Annotated in this window: 20 protein-coding genes; 12 read left to right on the top strand and 8 right to left on the bottom strand. The window is 69.5% G+C overall.

From position 1 onward, the window contains the following. Positions 1–83 precede the first annotated feature (83 nt). From ctaC to AC1Q49_RS00965, 4 genes are read left to right on the top strand one after another with little or no spacing between them, the layout of a single operon-like run. The gene (gene ctaC / locus AC1Q49_RS00980; RefSeq protein ID WP_060958732.1) at positions 84–989 is read left to right on the top strand and encodes an aa3-type cytochrome oxidase subunit II; all 906 of its coding nucleotides are present in this window, start codon (positions 84–86) and stop codon (positions 987–989) included. Next, positions 989–2,752, top strand: coding sequence for an aa3-type cytochrome oxidase subunit I (gene ctaD / locus AC1Q49_RS00975; RefSeq protein WP_060958731.1), 1,764 nt, complete (start codon positions 989–991; stop codon positions 2,750–2,752). Before ctaC ends, ctaD begins: the two co-directional genes overlap by 1 nt. Beyond that, positions 2,753–3,187 (top strand): cytochrome c oxidase subunit 4, encoded by a 435-nt coding sequence (locus tag AC1Q49_RS00970; RefSeq protein WP_060958730.1) that lies wholly within the window; start codon positions 2,753–2,755, stop codon positions 3,185–3,187. It abuts the gene before it with no gap. 20 nt (positions 3,188–3,207) lie between these two features. Continuing rightward, positions 3,208–4,005 carry a PP2C family protein-serine/threonine phosphatase gene (locus AC1Q49_RS00965; RefSeq protein ID WP_061781716.1) on the top strand — a complete coding sequence of 266 codons (798 nt, stop codon included), beginning with the start codon at positions 3,208–3,210 and terminating at the stop codon, positions 4,003–4,005. A gap of 16 nt (positions 4,006–4,021) precedes the next feature. On the opposite strand, the gene AC1Q49_RS00960 is transcribed toward AC1Q49_RS00965, so the two are convergent. The 5 genes from AC1Q49_RS00960 to ctaE all read right to left on the bottom strand — a co-directional run bounded on the left by AC1Q49_RS00960 (position 4,022) and on the right by ctaE (position 8,939). Further along, entirely contained in the window at positions 4,022–4,441 is a 420-nt protein-coding gene (locus tag AC1Q49_RS00960; protein WP_191008688.1) for a rhodanese-like domain-containing protein, read from the bottom strand. An 86-nt stretch (positions 4,442–4,527) separates the two neighbouring features. Next, positions 4,528–6,351 carry a cytochrome bc1 complex cytochrome b subunit gene (qcrB, locus tag AC1Q49_RS00955; protein ID WP_101306471.1) on the bottom strand — a complete coding sequence of 608 codons (1,824 nt, stop codon included), beginning with the start codon at positions 6,349–6,351 and terminating at the stop codon, positions 4,528–4,530. After that, complete coding sequence (gene qcrA / locus AC1Q49_RS00950; protein ID WP_060958726.1) at positions 6,348–7,427, bottom strand: cytochrome bc1 complex Rieske iron-sulfur subunit; 1,080 nt, start codon at positions 7,425–7,427, stop codon at positions 6,348–6,350. The genes qcrB and qcrA overlap by 4 nt, the downstream gene beginning before the upstream one ends. Before the next feature lie 46 nt (positions 7,428–7,473). Then, positions 7,474–8,274: a cytochrome bc1 complex diheme cytochrome c subunit gene (gene qcrC / locus AC1Q49_RS00945; protein ID WP_060958725.1), complete on the bottom strand. Its 801-nt coding sequence runs from the start codon at positions 8,272–8,274 to the stop codon at positions 7,474–7,476. A 20-nt stretch (positions 8,275–8,294) separates the two neighbouring features. Next, entirely contained in the window at positions 8,295–8,939 is a 645-nt protein-coding gene (gene ctaE / locus AC1Q49_RS00940) for an aa3-type cytochrome oxidase subunit III (protein WP_060958724.1), read from the bottom strand. A 121-nt stretch (positions 8,940–9,060) separates the two neighbouring features. On the opposite strand from ctaE, the gene trpD reads away from it, so the two are divergent. The 3 genes from trpD (at position 9,061) to AC1Q49_RS00925 (ending at position 11,767) form a co-directional block, all read left to right on the top strand. Then, positions 9,061–10,122 (top strand): anthranilate phosphoribosyltransferase, encoded by a 1,062-nt coding sequence (gene trpD / locus AC1Q49_RS00935; RefSeq protein WP_101306469.1) that lies wholly within the window; start codon positions 9,061–9,063, stop codon positions 10,120–10,122. Between the two features lie 95 nt (positions 10,123–10,217). Beyond that, positions 10,218–10,709 carry a hypothetical protein gene (locus AC1Q49_RS00930; RefSeq protein WP_060958722.1) on the top strand — a complete coding sequence of 164 codons (492 nt, stop codon included), beginning with the start codon at positions 10,218–10,220 and terminating at the stop codon, positions 10,707–10,709. 71 nt (positions 10,710–10,780) lie between these two features. After that, positions 10,781–11,767, top strand: coding sequence for a PHP domain-containing protein (locus AC1Q49_RS00925; RefSeq protein ID WP_492490681.1), 987 nt, complete (start codon positions 10,781–10,783; stop codon positions 11,765–11,767). Positions 11,768–12,167: 400 nt separating this feature from the next. On the opposite strand, the gene AC1Q49_RS00920 is transcribed toward AC1Q49_RS00925, so the two are convergent. The 3 genes from AC1Q49_RS00920 to AC1Q49_RS00910 all read right to left on the bottom strand — a co-directional run bounded on the left by AC1Q49_RS00920 (position 12,168) and on the right by AC1Q49_RS00910 (position 14,372). Then, the gene (locus AC1Q49_RS00920; RefSeq protein ID WP_492490680.1) at positions 12,168–13,085 is read right to left on the bottom strand and encodes a 5'-3' exonuclease; all 918 of its coding nucleotides are present in this window, start codon (positions 13,083–13,085) and stop codon (positions 12,168–12,170) included. 37 nt (positions 13,086–13,122) lie between these two features. Beyond that, the gene (locus AC1Q49_RS00915; protein WP_492490678.1) at positions 13,123–13,785 is read right to left on the bottom strand and encodes a hypothetical protein; all 663 of its coding nucleotides are present in this window, start codon (positions 13,783–13,785) and stop codon (positions 13,123–13,125) included. A gap of 65 nt (positions 13,786–13,850) precedes the next feature. Further along, positions 13,851–14,372 carry a hypothetical protein gene (locus tag AC1Q49_RS00910; protein WP_492490677.1) on the bottom strand — a complete coding sequence of 174 codons (522 nt, stop codon included), beginning with the start codon at positions 14,370–14,372 and terminating at the stop codon, positions 13,851–13,853. Positions 14,373–14,440: 68 nt separating this feature from the next. Between AC1Q49_RS00910 and AC1Q49_RS00905 the strand changes: the two genes are divergently transcribed. From AC1Q49_RS00905 to AC1Q49_RS00885, 5 genes are all read left to right on the top strand, one after another. Further along, positions 14,441–14,881, top strand: a complete 441-nt coding sequence (locus tag AC1Q49_RS00905; protein ID WP_492490676.1) for a YchJ family protein — start codon at positions 14,441–14,443, stop codon at positions 14,879–14,881. A 2-nt stretch (positions 14,882–14,883) separates the two neighbouring features. Next, on the top strand, positions 14,884–15,897 hold the full coding sequence (locus tag AC1Q49_RS00900) for a cation diffusion facilitator family transporter (protein WP_492490675.1): 1,014 nt from the start codon (positions 14,884–14,886) through the stop codon (positions 15,895–15,897). 194 nt (positions 15,898–16,091) lie between these two features. After that, on the top strand, positions 16,092–17,543 hold the full coding sequence (gene rpsA, locus AC1Q49_RS00895) for a 30S ribosomal protein S1 (protein ID WP_060958718.1): 1,452 nt from the start codon (positions 16,092–16,094) through the stop codon (positions 17,541–17,543). A 104-nt stretch (positions 17,544–17,647) separates the two neighbouring features. Next, entirely contained in the window at positions 17,648–19,333 is a 1,686-nt protein-coding gene (locus tag AC1Q49_RS00890; protein ID WP_492490674.1) for a sensor histidine kinase, read from the top strand. Beyond that, positions 19,330–20,529, top strand: a complete 1,200-nt coding sequence (locus AC1Q49_RS00885; RefSeq protein ID WP_205283061.1) for a diguanylate cyclase — start codon at positions 19,330–19,332, stop codon at positions 20,527–20,529. The genes AC1Q49_RS00890 and AC1Q49_RS00885 overlap by 4 nt, the downstream gene beginning before the upstream one ends. Position 20,530 lies beyond the last annotated feature (1 nt).

Below are 20,530 nucleotides of genomic sequence, written 5' to 3'. Positions count from 1 at the left end.
ATCCTGGGCGGATGGCCTGAATCGTGTGGGAGGTTGCCCTAGACTGAACGGTGTTCGACCTTCATGACCCCGAAAGGTGCACCGTGCGCGTCAAACGCCGACTCCGGCTCGCCGTCATCCCGATCGGGATCGCCTCGGCGATCGCCCTCGCGGGATGCACTCCCACCGAGCTGAACGGCTTCCTGCCGGGTTTCACCGACGATGGAACGCAGGCCACGAACCACACCGAGATGGTGTCGGGGCTGTGGGTCAACTCGTGGATCGTCCTCCTCGCCGTCGGTGTGATCACCTGGGCCCTCATGGGATGGGCGGCCATCGCGTACCGTCGCCGTCGCGGCCAGCGGGGTCTGCCGGTGCAGCTGCGCTACAACATGCCGGTCGAGATCTTCTACACGGTCGTCCCGCTGATCCTCGTGCTCGGCTTCTTCGCCTTCACCGCCCGTGACCAGGCGATCCTGGAGACCCAGTACGACAACCCCGACGTGTGCGTCACCGCGATCGGCAAGCAGTGGGCGTGGGACTTCCAGTACAACGACGACACGGCCGACTGCCAGGCCGGCGACGACGCCGTCTGGACCATGGGCGTCCAGGCGCAGACCGACGCCAAGGGTGACATCACCAGCGAACTGCCGACCCTCGTCCTCCCGGTCAACGAGACGGTCAAGCTCAAGCTGACCTCGCGCGACGTGATCCACTCGTTCTGGATCATCGACTTCCTGTACAAGAAGGACATGTACATCGGGAAGGACAACTACTGGTCCTTCACGCCGACGCGTGTCGGCGAGTACGACGGCAAGTGCGCCGAGCTCTGCGGCCAGTACCACTCGATGATGCTCTTCAAGGTGAAGGTCGTCGAGCCGGCCGAGTACCAGGAGTACCTGGCGGGTCTGCGCGCTGCCGGCCAGACCGGTGACATCAACAAGGCCTACGACCGGCTCCAGAACTTCCCGGGTACGGGCGCCTCCACCGAAGCCGAGGGAGAACACTGATGGCGACGACGCTTCCTCTCCAGGGTGAGACCTCCTCTCGCCCGACCACTCTGCCCCCGCGTCAGGCCGCGCTGATGAGCTCGACCCGCGTGGAGCAGAAGGGCAACATCATCGTCAAGTGGATCACCTCCACTGACCACAAGACGATCGGGTACATGTACCTCATCGCCTCGGTGATCTTCTTCCTCCTCGGCGGCGTGATGGCCCTCATCATCCGCGCGGAGCTGTTCGAGCCGGGCATGCAGATCCTTCCCACGAAGGAGCAGTACAACCAGCTCTTCACGATGCACGGCACGATCATGCTGCTGATGTTCGCGACGCCCCTGTTCGCGGGCTTCGCCAACGCGATCCTGCCGCTGCAGATCGGTGCCCCCGACGTGGCGTTCCCGCGTCTGAACGCGTTCGCGCTGTGGCTGTTCATCTTCGGCTCGGTCATCGCCGTCGCGGGGTTCCTCACGCCGCAGGGCGCCGCCGCCTTCGGGTGGTTCGCCTACCAGCCGCTCGCCGGCGCGACGTTCTCTCCGGGTGCCGGAGGAAACCTCTGGATGCTGGGGCTCGGCATGTCCGGCTTCGGCACGATCCTCGGCGCCGTGAACTTCATCACGACGATCATCACGATGCGCGCGCCCGGCATGACGATGTGGCGTCTGCCGATCTTCTCGTGGAACACGCTGGTCACCAGCATCCTGATCCTGATGGCCTTCCCGGTGCTCGCCGCGGCGATCCTGGCGGCCGCGGCCGACCGCGTGCTCGGTGCGCACATCTACGACCCGGCCAACGGCGGCGTGCTCCTGTGGCAGCACCTCTTCTGGTTCTTCGGCCACCCCGAGGTGTACATCATCGCCCTGCCGTTCTTCGGCATCGTCTCCGAGATCTTCCCGGTGTTCAGCCGCAAGCCGATCTTCGGATACAAGACCCTGGTCTACGCGACGATCGCGATCGCGGCCCTGTCGGTGTCGGTGTGGGCTCACCACATGTACGTCACGGGTTCCGTGCTCCTGCCCTTCTTCGCGCTGATGACGATGCTGATCGCGGTTCCCACCGGCGTGAAGATCTTCAACTGGATCGGCACGCTCTGGCGCGGCTCGGTCACGTTCGAGACGCCCATGGTGTTCTCGCTCGGCTTCCTCGTCTCGTTCGTCTTCGGTGGCCTCACCGGCGTCATCCTCGCCTCGCCGCCGCTGGACTTCCACCTCTCCGACTCGTACTTCGTCGTCGCCCACTTCCACTACGTCGTCTTCGGCACGGTCGTGTTCGCGATGTTCGCCGGCTTCTACTTCTGGTGGCCGAAGTGGACGGGACGCATGCTCAACGAGCGGCTCGGCATGGTGCACTTCTGGATGCTGTTCATCGGCTTCCACATGACCTTCCTCATCCAGCACTGGCTGGGCGTCGACGGCATGGTCCGCCGCTACGCCGACTACTCGGCCGCCGACGGCTGGACGTGGCAGAACCAGGTGTCCACCATCGGCGCCATGATCCTCGGTGCGTCGATGATCCCGTTCTTCCTCAACGTGTGGCTGACCTCCCGCAAGGCGCCGCGCGTGACCGTGAACGACCCGTGGGGCTACGGCGGCTCGCTCGAGTGGGCCACCAGCTGCCCGCCGCCGCGTCACAACTTCACGTCGATCCCGCGGATCCGCAGCGAGCGTCCCGCGTTCGACCTCAACCACCCCGAGGCCGCGTTGCCCGTGGGCGTGGGACCGGCGAAGGACGCGCCCGATGCGCCCGTCGTCGACGTGGCCGAGGGGAAGGTCAAGTAAGTGAAGACCAACGTCAACCTCTGGTGGATCCTCTCCGGGTTCTTCCTGCTCTGCTTCGCCCTCTACACGGGGTGGAACATCATCGAGCACTCCGATCGTCCGTGGTTCCACGCGATCGAGTGGGTCGGCAGCGTCGCGCTGCTGTTCACGGTCTTCATGGCGGCGATGATCGGCTTCTACGTCGATCGGGTGCACCGCGCCCAGGGCGGCGAGCTCCCCGAGGACTCGCTGACGGCCGACATCGACGACGGCGACCCCGAGATGGGTGAGTTCAGCCCGTGGTCGTGGTGGCCGCTCGTGCTCGCCTTCTCGGCAGCCCTCGGCATCCTCGGCCTCGCGGTGGGCACGTTCCTCCTTCCCATCGGTCTCGGTGTCTTCGTCATCGCGATCGTGGGCTGGGTGTTCGAGTACTACCGCGGGTACTTCGCGCGCTGAGCGGCGACGCCACGTCGGCCGTGACGGCTCTCTCCCTGCGGGCCGGCGTCTCCAGCGACGTCGGCGGATACCGCGACGCCAATCAGGACGCCGCCTTCGTCGCCTCCTGGGGCGTGGGCGTCGCGGACGGCGTGGGCGGGGGCCCGGCGGGCGATCTCGCCTCCGCCGCGTTCTTGCACCGGCTCGTGGCGGGCGGGGCGATCCTCGAGGATGCCGACGAGCTCACGGCTCGCGTGCGGATCGCGAACTGGGACCTCGGTGCACATGTGCGGCGCGATCCCTCGCTGGCCGGGATGGCGACCACCTTCACGGGTCTGTGGTTCGGCCGCGGCGGGGCGCTGCTGCTCGCGCACACGGGCGACTCCCGCGGCTACCTGCTCCGCGAGGGGCACCTCATCCGTCAGACACGCGACGACTCCTTCGTCCAGGTGCTGGTGGACCAGGGGATCGTGCGCGAAGAGGATGCGATGACGCACCCGCGCCGCAACATCATCACGGCATCCCTGCGCGGTGAGCCCTCCGATCTCGTCCGCGTCAGTGAGCGCATCGCCGTGCGAGGAGATCGCTGGCTGCTGTGCAGCGACGGCGTCAGCGACTATCTCCCGGACGATGCGATCGCCGACATCCTCCGCACCGTGACGCGTCCTCAGACGGCCGCCGAGACGGTGGTCGCGGCATCCCTTCAGGCCGGCTCCCGCGACAACGTCACGGCCGTCGTCGCCGACGTCGCGAACGGCGCACCCCGCGGCGAGCGTCCGAGCTTCGCGGGCGCCGCCGCCGATCGGTTCGCGGAGGGCATCGACACCCTCGCCGGGTGAGCGCCGTCGTCCCGGGTCAGTCGGAGGCGGGGCGCACCACCATGACCTGGGCGTCGAACACGCGGGGGAGCGGGCCCTGGGCGCCCTGGGCGGGCAGTCCTTCGCGCACCCAGTACTCGTAGCCGCCGATCATCTCGCGCACCTGGTATCCGAGGCGCGCGAACGCGACCGCGCCTTTGGCGCCGGCGTTGCACCCCGGGCTCCAGCAATAGACCACGACGGGGGTGTCGAGCGGGATCTCGCGGGGTGCACGCGCCTCGATGTCCCGGTAGGGCATGTGCAGCGCGCCGACCGCGTGACCCTGCTCCCAGGCTTCTGCTCCGCGCACGTCGACGAGCACGAACTGCTCGCCGGCCTTCTGCGCGGCGTAGACGTCGGAGGGGTCGGTCTCGTGGGCGAGCTTCGCCGAGAAGTAGGCGAGGGTGTCATCGGTCATGGCGTCGACGCTACGGCAACGACGAAGCGGCGAGGAGGACCGGAACGGTCACTCCTCGCCGCTTGACTGCCAGCGTGCGGCGGACGTCAGTCCTTCGCGTCCTTCGCCTCGTCATCGGGGACGATCACGTTCGACGGGCGCACGGCCGTCTCGCTGTTGTGGCCGTCGTCGATCGGGTGGTGCGGCGCGTCGGGCACTCCGGCACGCTCGTGCATGCCCTGGATCTCCGCGTCCTCTTCGGTGGCGATGTGGTCCAGCGTGTGGTGCTGGTGCGCGCGCGCCGCCTCGAGCTCACTCTGGGTGACGGGGGAGAGGCGGTCCTCGAAGAACCACCGCGACAGCGAGGCGCGGAAGTTCTCGTGCCACGGGATGCGTCCCTGGTCATTGGGACGCACGACGAGCGGCTCGTTCGTCTCGAAGTCGACGAGCTTGACGACCTCGTACTGGTCGACGGGCTGGTGCACCTCGATGTACTCGCCGCCCGGAAGGCGCACGATGCGTCCGGACTCGTACCCGTGGAGCGCGATCTCGCGGTCCTTCTTCTGCAGCGCGATGCAGATGCGCTTGGTGATGAAGTATGCGAGGACGGGCCCGACGAACAGCAGCGCCTGGAGGGTGTGGATGACGCCCTCCATCGTGAGCCAGAAGTGGGTCGCGATGATGTCCGAGGATGCCGCGGCCCACAGCACCGCGTAGAAGGTCACGCCGGCGGCGCCGATCGCCGTGCGGGTGGCCGCGTTGCGCGGACGCTGTGCGATGTGGTGCTCGCGCTTGTCGCCCGTGATCCACGCCTCGATGAAGGGGTAGATCGCGACGAGCACGATGAACAGGCCGAGGGTGACCAGCGGGATCAGGATGTTGAACGACCAGGTGCGGTCCCAGAACACGGCCTCGAGGTGCGGGGGCACCAGACGCAGCGCGCCGTCGGCGAAGCCGATGTACCAGTCGGGCTGGGTGCCGGCGGAGACCGGTGACGGGTCGTACGGGCCGTAGTTCCAGATCGGGTTGATCGTGAACAGCGACGCGATCAGGACGATCACACCGAACGTGATGAAGAAGAAGCCGCCCATCTTGGACATGTACACCGGCATCATCGGGTAGCCGACGACGTTGCTGTTCGTGCGGCCGGGGCCGGCGAACTGGGTGTGCTTGTTCACGATCATCAGCATGAGGTGCACCGCCAGCAGGGCGACCAGGATGGCCGGCAGGAGCAGGATGTGCAGCGTGTACAGGCGGCCGACGATCTGCGTGCCGGGGAACTCGCCGCCGAAGAGCAGGAACGAGGTCCATGTGCCGATGACGGGGATGCCCTTGACCATGCCGTCGATGATGCGCAGGCCGTTGCCCGAGAGCAGGTCGTCCGGCAGCGAGTACCCGGTGAAGCCCTCGGCCATCGCGAGGATGAAGAGGACGAAACCGATGAGCCAGTTCAGCTCGCGCGGCTTGCGGAAGGCGCCGGTGAAGAACACGCGCAGCATGTGCACGCCGATGCCCGCCACGAACACCAGGGCCGCCCAGTGGTGGATCTGGCGCACCAGCAGGCCACCGCGGATGTCGAACGACAGGCGCAGCGTCGAATCCAGCGCCGCCGACATCTCGACGCCGCGCAGCGGCAGGAAGGCGCCGTTGTAGTGGGTCTCGACCATCGAGGCCTGGAAGAAGAACGTCAGGAACGTGCCGGACAGCAGCACGACGACGAAGCTCCACAGCGCGATCTCGCCGAGCATGAACGACCAGTGGTCGGGGAAGATCTTGCGGCCGAGCTCCTTGACGAGACCCGAGATGCTCGTGCGCTCGTCGATGTAGTTCGCCGCACCGGCCACGAAACGGCCGCCCAGCGGCTTCTCGTCGCGGGTCGCCTGGGGCTGGCTGGTGTCAGGGCCTGTCTCGGTGACAGTCGCGGTGCTCAATGGCGCTCCCAGAAGCTCGGGCCGACGGGTTCGGTGAAGTCGCTCTGCGCGACGAGGTAGCCCTCCGCATCCACGGCGATGGGCAGCTGCGGCAGCGGGCGGGCCGCCGGGCCGAAGATGACCGCCGCACCGTGCGTCACATCGAACTGCGACTGGTGGCACGGGCAGAGGAGGTGGTGGGTCTGCTGCTCGTAGAGGGCCACGGGGCAGCCGACGTGCGTGCAGACCTTGGAGTACGCGACGATGCCGTTGTACGACCAGTCCTTGCGGTCCTCGGCCTCGACGAGCTGCTCGGGCAGCAGACGCATGAGCAGGACGATCGCCTTGGCCTTCTGCTCGAGGTAGCCGTCGTGGTGGCTCAGGTCTGCGAGCGACTGCGGGATCACGTGCACGGCGGATCCCAGCGTCAGGTCGGCGGCGCGGATCGGCTCACCCGTCGGGTCGTGGGCGAGGCGCTCGCCCTTCTTCCACATGGTGTGGCTCAGCAGGGCCACCGGGTCACCGGCATCCGGGTGCGCCGTGCTGGACTCGGGAGCGAGGCCGCGGAAGAGCGTGATGCCGGGGAGCACGGAGGCCACGAGGGCGGCGATCAGCGAACCGCGGATGGCGGTGCGACGCCCGAAGCCCGACTCCTCGTTCGCCTCGCGGAACGCCTGGACGGCGCCTTCGCGGGTGACGTCGCGGCCGCGCGTCGCGTGGCGAGGCTCGATGTACTCCTTGTCGCTCATCACGGCCTTGGACCAGTGGATCGCGCCGATGCCGATGGCCAGCAGCGCGAGCGCGATGCCCAGACCGATGAAGAGGTTGTTGTGGCGGATGTCGATGATCCGGCCGCTCTCGATCGGGAACAGCATGTAGGCGGCGACCGCCCAGATGCTCCCCGCGAGCGAGAGGTAGAACAGGGTGTAGACCGTGCGGACGGCGCGCTGCATCGCGGCCGGATCCTTGTCGGTGATGCGCTCCCGGTGAGGCGGGAGGCCCGGGTTCTGCACGGGGTCGGGGACGGCGACGGCGAGCCCGGGGGAGGGCTTCCATGAAGCCCTCTCGTGCTCGAGTGCGTCTTCCTCGTGTGCCATGTCTCGTCCGTTCCCTACGTCAGTGCCGTTGTCCACGTATGCCCGATCAGTTCGACTTCGCCGTGATCCACACGGTGATGCCGATGAGGGCGCCGATGCCGAAGATCCAGATGAACAGACCCTCCGAGACCGGGCCGAGCGAGCCGAGGTTGAAGCCGCCGGCCGACTCGTTCTCCTGCAGGTACATCAGCGAGGAGATGATGTCGCGCTTCTCGTCGTCGGTGATGGTCATGTTGTTGAAGACCGGCATGTTCTGCGGGCCGGTGACCATCGCGGCGTAGATGTGCAGCGGGCTGGTCTTGGTGAGGGCCGGGGCGTACTTGCCCTCGGTGAGCGCACCGCCGGCCGCGGCGACGTTGTGGCACATCGCGCAGTTGATGCGGAACAGCTCGGCGCCGTTGGCGACGTCGCCCTGACCGTCGAGGATCCGCTCGTCGGGATAGGTCGGGCCGGGAGCGACCGACTGGACCCACGCGGCGATCGCCCGGATCTGATCCTCGGTGAACTGGGCCGGCTTCTGCGGCGCCTGGGGGCCCTGCATCTGCAGGGGCATGCGACCGGTCGACATCTGGAACTCGACGGCGAGCTCACCGACGCCGTAGAGCGACGGGCCGTCGGCCGTCCCCTCCATGTTCAGGCCGTGGCACGTGGCGCAGTTGGCCTGGAACAGCTTCTTGCCGTCGTCGACCGTCAGCGTCGTGGATGCCGACGCCGGCTCGGTCGAGGCCATCGCCGCGGAGGCGCCGGCATAGACGCCGCCGGTGACGAGCAGGCCGATGCCGATGAGCGCGGCGGCAGCCCACTTGCTGCGACGACCGGTCTTCGGGCGGGTGGTCTTGGATGCCATGGAGGAACTCAGCTCCGCTCTCACTTGACGACGTAGATGACGAAGAACAGGACGATCCACACCACGTCGACGAAGTGCCAGTAGTAGGAGACGACGATCGCGGACGTCATCTCCTTGCGTCCGAAGTTCTTGACGGCGTAGGCGCGCCCGATGACGAGGAGGAAGGCCAGCAGACCGCCCGTCACGTGCAGCGCGTGGAAACCGGTGGTGATGTAGAAGGCCGACGCGTACGAGTTCGCGCTGATCGGCAGACCCTCGGCGACGAGCGTGGCGTACTCCCAGACCTGGCCGGAGACGAACACGGCTCCCATGAGGAAGGTGAGGAAGAACCACTCGACCATGCCCCACTGACGGAACTGCCAGAACGAGCCGCGGCGGTAGGGCTGGAAGCGCTCGGCGGCGAACACGCCGGCCTGGGCGGTGAACGACGACAGCACCAGGATCCCCGTGTTCACGGCCGCGAACGGCACGTTGAGGTCTCCGGTGCTCTCGGCCCACAGGTCGGGGGAGGCGTTGCGCAGCGTGAAGTAGATCGCGAACAGACCCGCGAAGAACATGACCTCGCTGCCGAGCCACACGATGGTGCCGACGGCGACCGGATCCGGCCGCTTGACGGAACGCAAGGCTTGGGAATAGGTCGCTGGAGTGGTCGTCACGCTCCCCATTATGGCTGATTCCGGGCCGGGTTTTCGCATCACTGAAGGTGCGTTCGACTTTCGGAGGGATCGGAGGGCGCTTCGCGCGCGCCGGGAGTTCCCTGACAGAGTGCCGATAGGATCGGGGCTCATGGTGGAGCTCTATTCCTGGCCCGAGATCCTCACGGCCGTTCTCGACCGGCGCGACCTCAGTGTGTCGGAATCGACGTGGGCCATGCGGCAGGTGATGCAGGGCTCCGCGACCCCCTCCCAGCTGGGCGGATTCCTCCTCGCGCTGCGGGCGAAGGGCGAGACGGTCGACGAGATCGTCGGGTTCCGCGACGCCATCCTCGAGGCGGCACTGCCGCTTCCGGTGCCGGCGGACGTCCTCGACATCGTGGGAACGGGCGGCGACCGATTCGGCACGGTGAACGTGTCGACGATGTCGGCCATCGTCGCCGCAGCCACCGGCATCCCCGTCGTGAAGCACGGCAATCGCGCCGCCAGCTCGGCATCCGGATCCTCCGATGTGCTGGCCGCGCTCGGGATCGACCTGACGCTGCCGCCGGAGCGGGTGGCGGACGTGCTGGCCGAGGCCGGCATCACGTTCGCGTTCGCGTCGGCCTTCCACCCGGGGTTCCGCCACGCGGGCCCGACGCGCGCCGAGCTCGGCGTCCCCACCGTGTTCAACTTCCTCGGGCCCCTCTGCAACCCCGCCCGCGCCGAGGCGAACGCCGTCGGCGTGGCGGCGCTGGACCGCGTGCCGCTCATCACTGGCGTGTTCCAGACGCGCGGCGCGACGGCTCTCGTCTTCCGCGGCGACGACGGGCTGGACGAGCTGACGACGACCGGGCACAGCCGGGTGTGGGAGATCAGCCGCGGCGACATCCACGAGCACGACCTCGACCCGCGCGACCTCGGCATCCCGCTCGCCGAGATCTCCGACCTCCTGGGCGGCGACGCGCACCACAACGCCGAGGTCGTCCGCCGTGTGCTCGACGGGCAGAAGGGTCCCGTGCGCGACATCGTCCTGCTGAACGCGGCCGCGGGCATCGTCTCGTACGAGCTGTTCCGCGACGCCACGCAGGTGCAGTACCCGATCGTCGAGCGTCTCGCCGCGGCGTGCGCGCGGGCCGCCGCCGCGATCGACGAGGGTGCCGCGGCCGGGGTCCTGGCACGGTGGGTCGAGGCGACCACGCGCACTGTGGACTGACCACAGGGTTTTCTCTGGCTCGTCCTCTGGTTGCCGCGCCGATGTGAGCGATACCGTGAGGCAACGGCCCGGCACCAAAGAGAGGACCCCCAACCATGTCAGAGAACACCGCCACCGCCGACACCCTCGAACCTCCGCAGAAGAAGGTCGGATTCGTCAAGATCGCCGGAATCCTCGGCATCCTCGGCGGAATCGCGCTGATCGTCGTCGGTCTCGTCGTGTGGGTCACGGTCTCGAGCCAGCTGCGCGCCGAGAACATCACCGTCCCCGATGACGCGATCGCCTTCCAGGGCCAGACCGTCCAGGGCCCGTTCACCGCGTACGTGCAGGCCGACATCATCCAGCACCACGCGCTGACGGCCTCCGGCGGCAAGACCTACGCCGAGCTCGACAAGGACGACCCGGTGCGCGCCACGATGATGAACGCGTCGTTCCTGCGGGCGTCGCTGTTCACGTCCGTCGTGTCCTTCGGCGTCGCCGCGTTCGCGATGGGAGTCGGCATCCTGTCGATCCTCTTCGGCGCCGCGCTCACGAGGCTGGCCTCCGTGCCCGTCGTCGTCCGCCGCTCGGCGGTCACGAGAGCCTGATCGATCGATGTCTCCCTCGGAACGGGCCCGCGCAGCGCGCGGGCCCGTTCCGCTGTCATGATGTCTTGCACATGGAGCCCATCGATGCCCTGAGGGAGATCGCGAGCCTGCTCGAGCGCGAGCGGGCCTCGCGCTACCGCTCCGCTGCCTTCCGTGCGGCGGCGGCGGCGATCTCCGATCTCAGCGCGGACGAGCTGGCCGACACCGCCGCCCTGCGCCGCCGGAAGGGGATCGGCGACTCGTCGTTCCGCGTCATCCAGCAGGCGCTGGCCGGGCAGGTGCCCGACTATCTCGCCGAACTGCGGGAGCGATTCGCCCCGGCGCGGTCAGCGCTGCGCGCGACACTCCGCGGCGACCTGCACTGCCACTCCCACTGGTCGGACGGCACGACGCCGATCGGCGACATGGTCGACGCGGCGCGGGCCCTCGGTCACGAATACCTCGCGCTGACGGACCACTCGCCACGGCTGCGGGTCGCGAACGGACTGACCGCCGAGCGCCTTCGTACGCAGCTGGCGCAGCTGCCGGCGTACAGCGACGACGACTTCACACTGCTCAGCGGCATCGAGGTCGACATCCTCGACGACGGGCGGCTCGACCAGGAGCGCATCCTGTTGCGCAGGCTCGACGTCGTCGTCGCATCGGTGCACTCCGCCCTGCGGATGGAGGCCCCGGCGATGACCCGACGGATGGTGAACGCCGTCTCCAGCGGTGACGTCCACGTGCTCGGTCACGTCACCGGGCGTCTGGTGCGCGGTGACCGCGGCACCCGTCCGCCGTCGGCGTTCGCCGCGCGCGCGGTGTTCGCCGCGTGCGCGGCGCACGACGTGGCGGTGGAGATCAACTCCCGGCCCGAGCGCGAGGATCCGCCGGACGGCCTCATCGCGCTCGCGCTGAGCGAGGGGTGCCTGTTCTCGATCGACTCCGACGCGCACGCTCCCGGCCAGCTCGGACTGCTGGACGAGGGCGCGGCGCGCGCCGAGCGTGCCGGCGTGCCGCCCGAGCGGATCGTCACGACCTGGCCCCTCGCGCGCCTGCGCGATTGGCTCGACCGCTGAGGGCGGCGCCGCCGGCGGTGCCCGCCGGAGGCGGCCGTGCCCGCCGGGGGCTGCCGTGCCCCTCCGGAGGCGTCCGTGACGACCGTCGGATTCGCCGATTGTCGTCGCGGGCTGTCAGTGCCCAGGGGTGGGACCTTCGCAGAAGGTCCGACGAACCTCACCGACGTGCGGGGGTGCGGTCGCGTCGCCGTGTGGTGGCGGCGGCTGCCAGGCCCTGCGGAGGCGGCCGTGACGACCGTCGGATTTCCCGGTCGTCACCGCGGGCTGTGGGTGCCCAGGGGTGGGACCGTTGCGGAAAGTCCGACGAACGTCACCGGCGTGCGGTCGTGCGGCGATGCGGCGGTGCGGTGGCGCGGTCGCGTCGTCGTGTCGTGGCGGCTGCTGCCACGCAGGGCCGGGGTCAGACGCGCGCGGCGACCGCGCTCACCGCGCGCGCGAGGGGCGTGCCCAGGTTCCACGCGGCATCCACACGCGCCACCTCCGCCGCATCGGGGGTGCGGAGCCGCGCGTCGACGTCGGGCAGGTCGAGCGTGCGCACCACCTCCACGACGCGCGGGGCGACGGCGACGTAGTCGGCCGCGGCGAGCAGCTTGGCGCGGATGCCCGCGGTGACGCCCTCGCCGGATGCGGCCGCCGCGAGGATGCCCGCGAGGTCGCCGTGGGTGGCGAGGAGGGTGGCGGCGGTCTTCTCCCCGATGCCGGCGACCCCGGGCAGGCCGTCCGAGGCGTCGCCGCGCAGCACCGCGAAGTCGGCGTACTGCTCGGCGAGCACCCCGTACTTCGCTGCCACGGCGGCGCCGTCGAGCACTTCGAGCTTGCTCATGCCGCGTCCGGTGTAGATGACCCGCACGTCCTCGTGGTCGTCGACGAGCTGGAAGAGGTCGCGGTCTCCGGTCACGACGTCGACGGGCCTCGTCGACTGGGTCGCGTAGCTCGCGATGACGTCGTCCGCTTCGTGATGGGCGTGACCGACGATCGGGATGCCCAGAGCGTCGAGCTCGTCGCGGATCGCGGGGATCTGGATCGTGAGGGGGTCGGGCACCTCCTCGACGTCCGTGCCGCTCTCGACGACCTCGGCGACGCGGTGCGTCTTGTAGGTCGGGATGAGGTCGACTCGCCACTGGGGGCGCCAGTCGTCGTCCCAGCAGGCGATGAGATGCGTGGGCTCGTAGGTCGTCACGAGCTTCGCGATCATGTCGAGGAGCCCGCGCGCGGCGTTGACGGGGCGGCCGTCCGGAGCCTTCACCGTGTCGGGCACGCCGTAGAACGCACGGAAGTAGAGGGACGCGGTGTCGAGGAGCATCAGGCGATCGGCCACGCGTTCATCCTGTCACGCGGTCGCGACGGCGTCGCGGTCAGCAGCCCGGGCCGGTGGGGTTCTCCCCGCAGGTCCGCTCGACCAGGGCGGTCCGCACCTCCACGATCTGCAGCGTCGTGGTGCCCGCCGGGATCTCGAGAAGGCCCGGGACATCCGTCCAGCCCCCGCCGAAGTCCACCTGGGCCGCGTACCGCACGGTCGCGGTGGCCGTATAGGTGCCGCGGGTCGAGTAGGCGTGGCTCGTGTCGGTGGCGCTGAACTGCGCGCGGCCCAGCTGCGCCCACGTGCGGCCGCCCGTGACGGTCTCGCGCACGGTGCCGTCGCCGTGGACGAAGACGTACGAGGTCGGTGTGAAGCGCACGGTGACGGGCAGGTCGAACAGCACCCCGGCCTGTTCGTGGGCGCCGGCCGAGACGACGAAGTTGACGGGCATGCCGACGATCCCGACGCCGTCGGGCTCGTCGACGAGGGGCGCGGATGCCGGGGCGAACGACGCCACGTCGGCGAGAGTCGGCCGCAGCACGGTGACGGAGTAGTTGCCGCGGCACAGGTTGTCGGTGCACGCCGGCGGGGGAGAGGCCGTGCCGCCGGAGTTCCCGCCGTCGCGCGAACCGTTGGGCGAGCCGTGAGAGCCCTCCGACCCGCCCGGACGAGTTGCGCCGACCTCGACGGAAGACCCCGTGTTCGAGATCGAGCACAAGCCCGCAGCCTGTGCGTTCGAATTGCACGCGCTGCTCGTGCTGAGGACGGCCAACACCAAGAGCGTCAACATGTGTTCGCGCTTGTCGTCGACTCGCTGATCGCCGGGGTAAAGCGATCGAGGCGCACTGTTACGTCAAGCGCCTGCACACTCACTCGGTCGTGCGGTGTCACATCTCGATCGGCTGCATCGACCACTCTTGTCGAGTGTGAGTCCAGGCACACTTCGAGTGTCGCTGACGTGGGGCTCACTGCAACTCGCCTTATGGAGGTAAGCAGTGTGTCGCCCACAATTCGCCATCCACGCTCATCGAGGGTCGAGTTCGTAGCACCTTCATCGGTGAGCGCCTGGCCGGTGAGGAAGTCCGTCGGGTCGGGTCGCGAGTCCGGGTCGAGCCTTCTCGCGTTGGTCGCGTCGACGTAGGCGCGATAGGTCGCCTCGGCGGCGGCGAAGGCCTCCTCGTCCGACGCGAAGCCCGTCGCGGAGGCGCTCGGCGCGGGCGCGGGCTGAGGCGTGCAGCCGCTCATCGTCAGGCCCCAGACGACGGCGAGGGCGATCGCCGCCCCCGCCTGCCGCCGCGTCACCATGCCACCACGCTAGTCACGGCACCGGCCGCCCATCCCGGTTATCCACAGCAGCGCCGTAGAGTCGAGGCATGTCGTTCGGCGCCGCCTCTCCGTCGCGCGGGCGCCGCCCGGCTCCGGGATCGCGGTGCGTGTGCGGCAGCGGAGACGCCTTCGCCGCGTGCTGCGGGCCCGTTCTCGATGGCGAGGCGGCGCCGACCGCCGAGGCGCTGATGCGTTCGCGCTACAGCGCGTTCGCGCTCGGCGACGCCGCGCACCTGCTGGCCTCCTGGCATCCGGCGACGGGGCCCGATCGGCTCGAGCTCGATGCGCAGACCGACTGGCGCGGGCTGGAGATCCTCTCCACGGAGCAGGGGCGTGCGGGCGACACCCGGGGGGTCGTGTCGTTCCGCGCCCGGTGGGCCGATCGGAGCAGCGGGGATCGCGGCGTCCTCGCCGAGACGAGCCGGTTCCGCCTCGTCGACGGACGCTGGACGTACCTCGACGGGGTGGTCGACCGGCGTAGCGTGTGAGCATGACCCCCGCCCGTCCGCCCGGCGCCCGCCCCGCATCGACGGACGCCGGCGCGCCGGAGGGACAGAGCGCGTCGCTGCTCACCGTGCTGATCGCCCTCGGCGCCAACCTCCTCATCGCGATCGCCAAGACCATCGCGGCGATGCTGACCGGCGCGGCGAGCATGCTCGCGGAGGCGGCGCACTCGTGGGCCGACACCGGCAACGAGATCTTCCTGTATGTCGCGGCGCGGAGGTCGGTGCGCCCGCGCGACGCGCGGCATCCCACGGGTTACGGACGCGAGGCGTACGTCTGGTCGCTGTTCGCCGCGTTCGGACTGTTCGCGGTCGGTGCGGGCGTGTCGATCATGCACGGCGTGCAGGAGCTGTTCTCCCCGGAGCCGGCCGGTCTGTTCGGTGTGTCGTACGCCGTGCTGGCCGTCGCCTTCGTCCTCGAGGGGATCTCGTTCCTGCAGTCGCTGCGTCAGTCGCGGCGGCATGCGAAGGAGAGCTCGCAGGACGTCCTCGACTACGTGATGGGAACGTCCGATCCCACGCTGCGGGCGGTGTTCTTCGAGGATGCCGCGGCGCTGATCGGTCTGGTGATCGCCTTCGGCGGCATCCTGCTGCATCAGCTCACCGGGTCGGCGGTCCCCGACGCGATCGGCTCGATCCTCGTCGGCGTCCTGCTGGCGGTCGTCGCGGTCGTGCTGATCCGCCAGAACCGTCGGTTCCTGGTCGGTGTCGCGGTCGACCCACGGGTGCGGGCGGCCGCTCTCCAGCGCCTGCTCGCCCAGCCGGAGATCGCCCAGATCACCTACCTCCACATCGAGTACGTCGGCCCCGGGCGCGTCTTCGTCGTCGCGGCGGTCGATCTCGTCGGCGACATCCCCGAGCACGTCGTGGCGGAGCAGCTCAACGCCATCGAAGACCGGCTCGCCGCCAGCCCGCGCGTCGCGTGGGCCGTGCTGACACTGTCGCGTCCCGGGGCGCCCGCCCTCGATCCCGACCACCCCGCTGACCCGCTGCGCGGCTGAGGCCCGCGACCCGGCGGGAACCCGGTGACTCTGATACCCTGGAGTGTCATTCGTGTGGCCCTGCCGCATGTTCCTGACACGCAATCCCTGACCGACCGCTCCGGCGGCGGCATCCGTTCGTCTTCGTACGGATGCCGCGATGCGATCTTCCGCGTCGGAGCCCGACATCCAACCCAACAAGGACAACCCACTACATGACTACCGCAACGACCGCCCCGGCCACCAAGCAGGTCGCCATCAACGACATCGGATCTGCTGAGGACTTCCTGGCCGCGGTCGAGAAGACCCTGAAGTTCTTCAACGACGGCGACCTCATCGAAGGCACCGTGGTGAAGATCGACCGCGACGAGGTCCTCCTCGACGTCGGGTACAAGACCGAGGGCGTCATCCCCTCGCGCGAGCTCTCGATCAAGCACGACGTCGACCCCAACGAGGTCGTCAAGGTCGGCGACGAGGTCGAAGCCCTCGTTCTCCAGAAGGAGGACAAGGAAGGCCGCCTCATCCTGTCCAAGAAGCGCGCGCAGTACGAGCGTGCGTGGGGCGACGTCGAGAAGATCAAGGAGAACGACGGTGTCGTCACCGGCTCCGTGATCGAGGTCGTCAAGGGTGGTCTGATCGTCGACATCGGCCTGCGCGGCTTCCTGCCCGCGTCGCTCATCGAGCTGCGCCGCGTCCGCGACCTCACGCCGTACCTCGGCCAGGAGATCGAGGCCAAGATCCTCGAGCTCGACAAGAACCGCAACAACGTCGTGCTCTCGCGCCGTGCCCTGCTCGAGCAGACGCAGTCCGAGTCGCGCACCACGTTCCTCAACAACCTGCACAAGGGTCAGGTCCGCAAGGGTGTCGTCTCGTCGATCGTCAACTTCGGTGCGTTCGTCGACCTCGGCGGCGTCGACGGTCTCGTCCACGTCTCCGAGCTGTCCTGGAAGCACATCGAGCACGCCTCCGAGGTCGTCGAGGTGGGCCAGGAGGTCACCGTCGAGATCCTCGAGGTCGACCTCGACCGCGAGCGCGTCTCGCTGTCGCTGAAGGCGACGCAGGAGGACCCGTGGCAGGTCTTCGCCCGTACCCACGCGATCGGTCAGGTCGCTCCGGGCAAGGTCACCAAGCTGGTCCCGTTCGGTGCGTTCGTCCGCGTCGCCGACGGCATCGAGGGCCTCGTGCACATCTCCGAGCTGTCGGGCAAGCACGTCGAGCTCGCCGAGCAGGTCGTCTCCGTCGGTGAAGAGGTCTTCGTCAAGATCATCGACATCGACCTGGAGCGTCGCCGCATCTCGCTGTCGCTCAAGCAGGCCAACGAGTCGGTCGACCCCAACGGCACCGAGTTCGACCCGGCGCTGTACGGCATGGCCACCGAGTACGACGAGAACGGCGAGTACAAGTACCCCGAGGGCTTCGACCCCGAGTCGGGTGCCTGGCTCGAGGGCTTCGACGCCCAGCGCGAGAAGTGGGAGCAGGAGTACGCCGCTGCCCAGGCTCGCTGGGAGGCGCACAAGCTCGCCGTCGCCAAGACGCTCGAGGCCGAGGCCGCCGCTCCCATCGAGTCCGGCTCGTCGTCGTTCTCGTCCGACTCCTCGAACGGCGGCGGCACGCTCGCCGACGACGAGGCTCTCGCGGCTCTCCGCGAGAAGCTGTCGGGTCGCTGAACCGCACCGCATCCGCACAGGGCCGTCGCACCGGAATCGTCCGGGCGGCGGCCCTGCGCCGTCCCCTCCCACCTGACCGCCTCGCTCGGCGGTAACGTCGTCCCATGGCGAACCCCCCTCGCTCCGCCGACGGCCGTATCGGCGGCGAACTGCGCGACCGCGTCGCAGCGAACAACCAGCTGGTGCTCTGCGCCGTCGTCGGTGTGCTGTTCGTCGTCGGCATCGCGACCGGATCCCTGGCCGACGGCGGTCTGTTCGGCGTCGCCGTGCTGCTCGTGGTGCTCGGAGGCGTCGCCGCGCTCGCGGTGCCCTGGTCCCGCCTCCCGCCCGCCGCGGTCGCCGTCATCCCCGTCGTCGACATCGTCGCGATCACGCTGCTGCGCATCTCCGACCCCGCGGCGGCGTTCGGGCTGCTCTGGGTCTTCCCGGCGATGTGGCTGTCGACCCTCGGCAGGCTCGGCTTCGCGGTCGCGGCCCTCGGCATCCCCGCCGTGTACTGGGTGGTGCTCGCGACCGGCTCCTCGTCCAGCGGCACGTACGCGGTCGTGCTCCTGCCGATCGTCGTCATCGCCGTCAGCGCGGCCAGCTACGCGTCTGCGCGCCGATACAGCGCGCAGCGGAGCCTGCTCGACCGCCAGGCCGTCCGCGTGTCCGCGGCCCACCGGGAGGCGCTTCGCCAGGAGCAGCTCGTCAGCGAAGTGCTCGACACCGTCGACTTCGGTGTGATCCGACTCGCGGAGAGCGGGGAGGTGGTGCTGGAGAACGATGCGCTCATCCGCTTCGGTCACATCCCCGGCTTCCTGCCCGCCGGCGCCGACGCTGCCGAGGTCCTGGACGAGAAGCTCGCCCCGCTCGTGGCGGAGCAGCATCCGCTGGTGCGACTGCAGCGCCGGGAGTCGTTCGACGACGTCGTGCTCTGGTTCGCCCTCGCCGACGGCAGCCGCCGCGCGATCGCGTTCTCCGGACGCCATCTGACCGACCACAACGGTGCGTCGGCGGGGGCCGTGCTGATCGCGCGCGACGTCACCGCCGAGCGCGACGCCCAGCGGGTGCGCGACGATCTCGTGGCGTCGATCTCGCACGAGCTGCGCACTCCGCTGACCTCGATCCTCGGCTACCTGGAGCTCGCGCTCGACGGCGGGGGACTGTCGGAGGAGGCGCGGCGGCAGGTGGAGACCGCGTACCGCAACAGCGAGCGCCTGCTCGGCATCGTCACCGACATCCTCTCGGCCTCGTCGCGCTCGGGCTCGTCGATCGACACACGGCTGCGTCCGCGCGCCCTCGACATGGCAGACGTCGTCCGCGCGGCGGCGGCCGGGCTGGAGCCCGTCGCGGCCGACCGGTTCGTCACGATCCGCGTCGATCAGGCCGGCTGGGCGGAGGCCTACGCGGATGCGGCCCGCATCCGCCAGGTGGTCGACAACCTCCTCGCCAACGCGATCAAGTTCAATCGCGACGGCGGCACGGTGACCGCGTCGACGTCAACCGACGGCGTGCACACCGTGATCCGTGTCGCCGACACCGGCATCGGCATGACTCCCGAGGCGACCTCCCGCGTCTTCGAGCGGTTCTTCCGCGCGACCCCGAGCGTGCCCGGCAACGGCCTCGGCCTCTCGATCACGCGCAATCTCGTCACGGCCCACGGCGGCACCATCACGGTCGAGTCGACGGCCGGCGAGGGCACCGTGTTCACCGTGGTGCTGCCGGCCACCCGGGACGTCTACGAGCGCGAGGTCGCGGCTCTCGGACTGACCGGTCAGGACGATTCCGCCGTGGGGGAGCCGCGATGAGCCTCGACCTGTTCAGCGTGACCGTGATGACCGCGATCGTCGCGTCGGTCGCGGGCCTGACCTTCATCCTCGACACCCTCCTGCGCCGTGACACGGGTCCCGGGCGCCTGTGGGCGGTCGCCTTCTTCTGCGGGCTCGCGACGACGGTCGCCTACATGGCGTGGTCCGCGGGGGTGGGCGCCGCGGTGTCGGTCGCCGTCGGCAACACGCTGTTCGTCTGCGTCCCGGGGTTCATGCTGCTCGGCAGCCGGCGGTTCAACGACCGTCCGCTGACCGCGGTGTCGGTGGCGGTCGGGGTGCTGGCGGCGGTGACGTTCGTCGCCGTGCTGATCGAGTACCCCAGCCGTGGCAGCTGGGGCGGCTGGTGGGCGATGGCCGCCGCGCTCGTCGTGCTGTTCGGATGCGGTGCGGCGGAGTCCCTGCGAACGCCCATGCGGGGTCTGCGCAGCGCGTGGGCCCTCTCGGTCGTCCTGGGCCTCGCGGGCGTGTTCTACGCCGTGCGGCTGGTGGTCTTCCTCGCGGCGGGGCCGTACAGCGAGATCTTCTCGCGCTGGCTCGGCTCCATCAGCGCGAACATCGTGACGGTCATCCTCACGATGGTGGCGGCGATCGTGACGTCGGTGCTGCGGTCGCATCGCACCACGCTGCAGCGCTACGAGTGGCTGACGTCGAACGGTGTCGCCGCCGACGGCGTGATGCTGCCACGCACCTTCGCGGGGGCTCTCGCCGACATCGTCGAGCGGGCGTCGTGGCGCCGCGAGGGCATCGCGGTGATCGTGATGCGCGCCGACGGGGTCGACGAGATCGGCGACGCGTTCGGCGGCGACGTCGTCGACACGATATCCGCCGCCTGCCGCCACGCGGCGCGCTCCTACGCGCCGGCCGCGGCCCTGGTCGGCGAGGACGGCGACGGGCAGCTCGTCATCTGCGCACTGGCCGAGTCGACCGCCGACGCGCGCCGCATCGGCGGCGCGCTTTTCCGCGGGCTGATCGACGAGCTCACGGCGCTCGACCACGGGCGCCTCGCGTCGGTCGGCGTCGGTGTCGCGCTGACCCAGGTGCTGGGGCACGATCCCGAGGTGCTCATGACCGCCGCGCGTGAGGCCGCCCTGCGCGCGGCGCAGATCGCCGAGGCGTCGGTGATCGTCGCGGGCGCCGCATCGCCGTCCGCGTCGGCCGGCATGGCATCCTCGTAGT

The sequence above is a fragment of the Microbacterium sp. MPR-TSA4 genome, assembly GCF_058792815.1.
The sequence above is the reverse complement of the archived record's forward strand: the minus strand, read 5'-3'. Positions and strand labels throughout refer to the sequence as shown.

Bases quoted from the DNA above. Each gene is read 5' to 3' on its own strand.
- AC1Q49_RS00925 (WP_492490681.1), top strand. From the start codon at position 10,781: ATGGAGCCCATCGATGCCCTGAGGGAGATCGCGAGCCTGCTCGAGCGC.
- ctaE (WP_060958724.1), bottom strand. From the start codon at position 8,939: ATGGGGAGCGTGACGACCACTCCAGCGACCTATTCCCAAGCCTTGCGT.
- qcrA (WP_060958726.1), bottom strand. From the start codon at position 7,427: ATGGCACACGAGGAAGACGCACTCGAGCACGAGAGGGCTTCATGGAAG.
- rpsA (WP_060958718.1), top strand. From the start codon at position 16,092: ATGACTACCGCAACGACCGCCCCGGCCACCAAGCAGGTCGCCATCAAC.
- AC1Q49_RS00930 (WP_060958722.1), top strand. From the start codon at position 10,218: ATGTCAGAGAACACCGCCACCGCCGACACCCTCGAACCTCCGCAGAAG.
- AC1Q49_RS00910 (WP_492490677.1), bottom strand. From the start codon at position 14,372: ATGGTGACGCGGCGGCAGGCGGGGGCGGCGATCGCCCTCGCCGTCGTC.
- AC1Q49_RS00890 (WP_492490674.1), top strand. From the start codon at position 17,648: ATGGCGAACCCCCCTCGCTCCGCCGACGGCCGTATCGGCGGCGAACTG.
- AC1Q49_RS00960 (WP_191008688.1), bottom strand. From the start codon at position 4,441: ATGACCGATGACACCCTCGCCTACTTCTCGGCGAAGCTCGCCCACGAG.
- ctaD (WP_060958731.1), top strand. From the start codon at position 989: ATGGCGACGACGCTTCCTCTCCAGGGTGAGACCTCCTCTCGCCCGACC.
- AC1Q49_RS00905 (WP_492490676.1), top strand. From the start codon at position 14,441: ATGTCGTTCGGCGCCGCCTCTCCGTCGCGCGGGCGCCGCCCGGCTCCG.
- AC1Q49_RS00900 (WP_492490675.1), top strand. From the start codon at position 14,884: ATGACCCCCGCCCGTCCGCCCGGCGCCCGCCCCGCATCGACGGACGCC.
- trpD (WP_101306469.1), top strand. From the start codon at position 9,061: ATGGTGGAGCTCTATTCCTGGCCCGAGATCCTCACGGCCGTTCTCGAC.
- AC1Q49_RS00885 (WP_205283061.1), top strand. From the start codon at position 19,330: ATGAGCCTCGACCTGTTCAGCGTGACCGTGATGACCGCGATCGTCGCG.
- qcrC (WP_060958725.1), bottom strand. From the start codon at position 8,274: ATGGCATCCAAGACCACCCGCCCGAAGACCGGTCGTCGCAGCAAGTGG.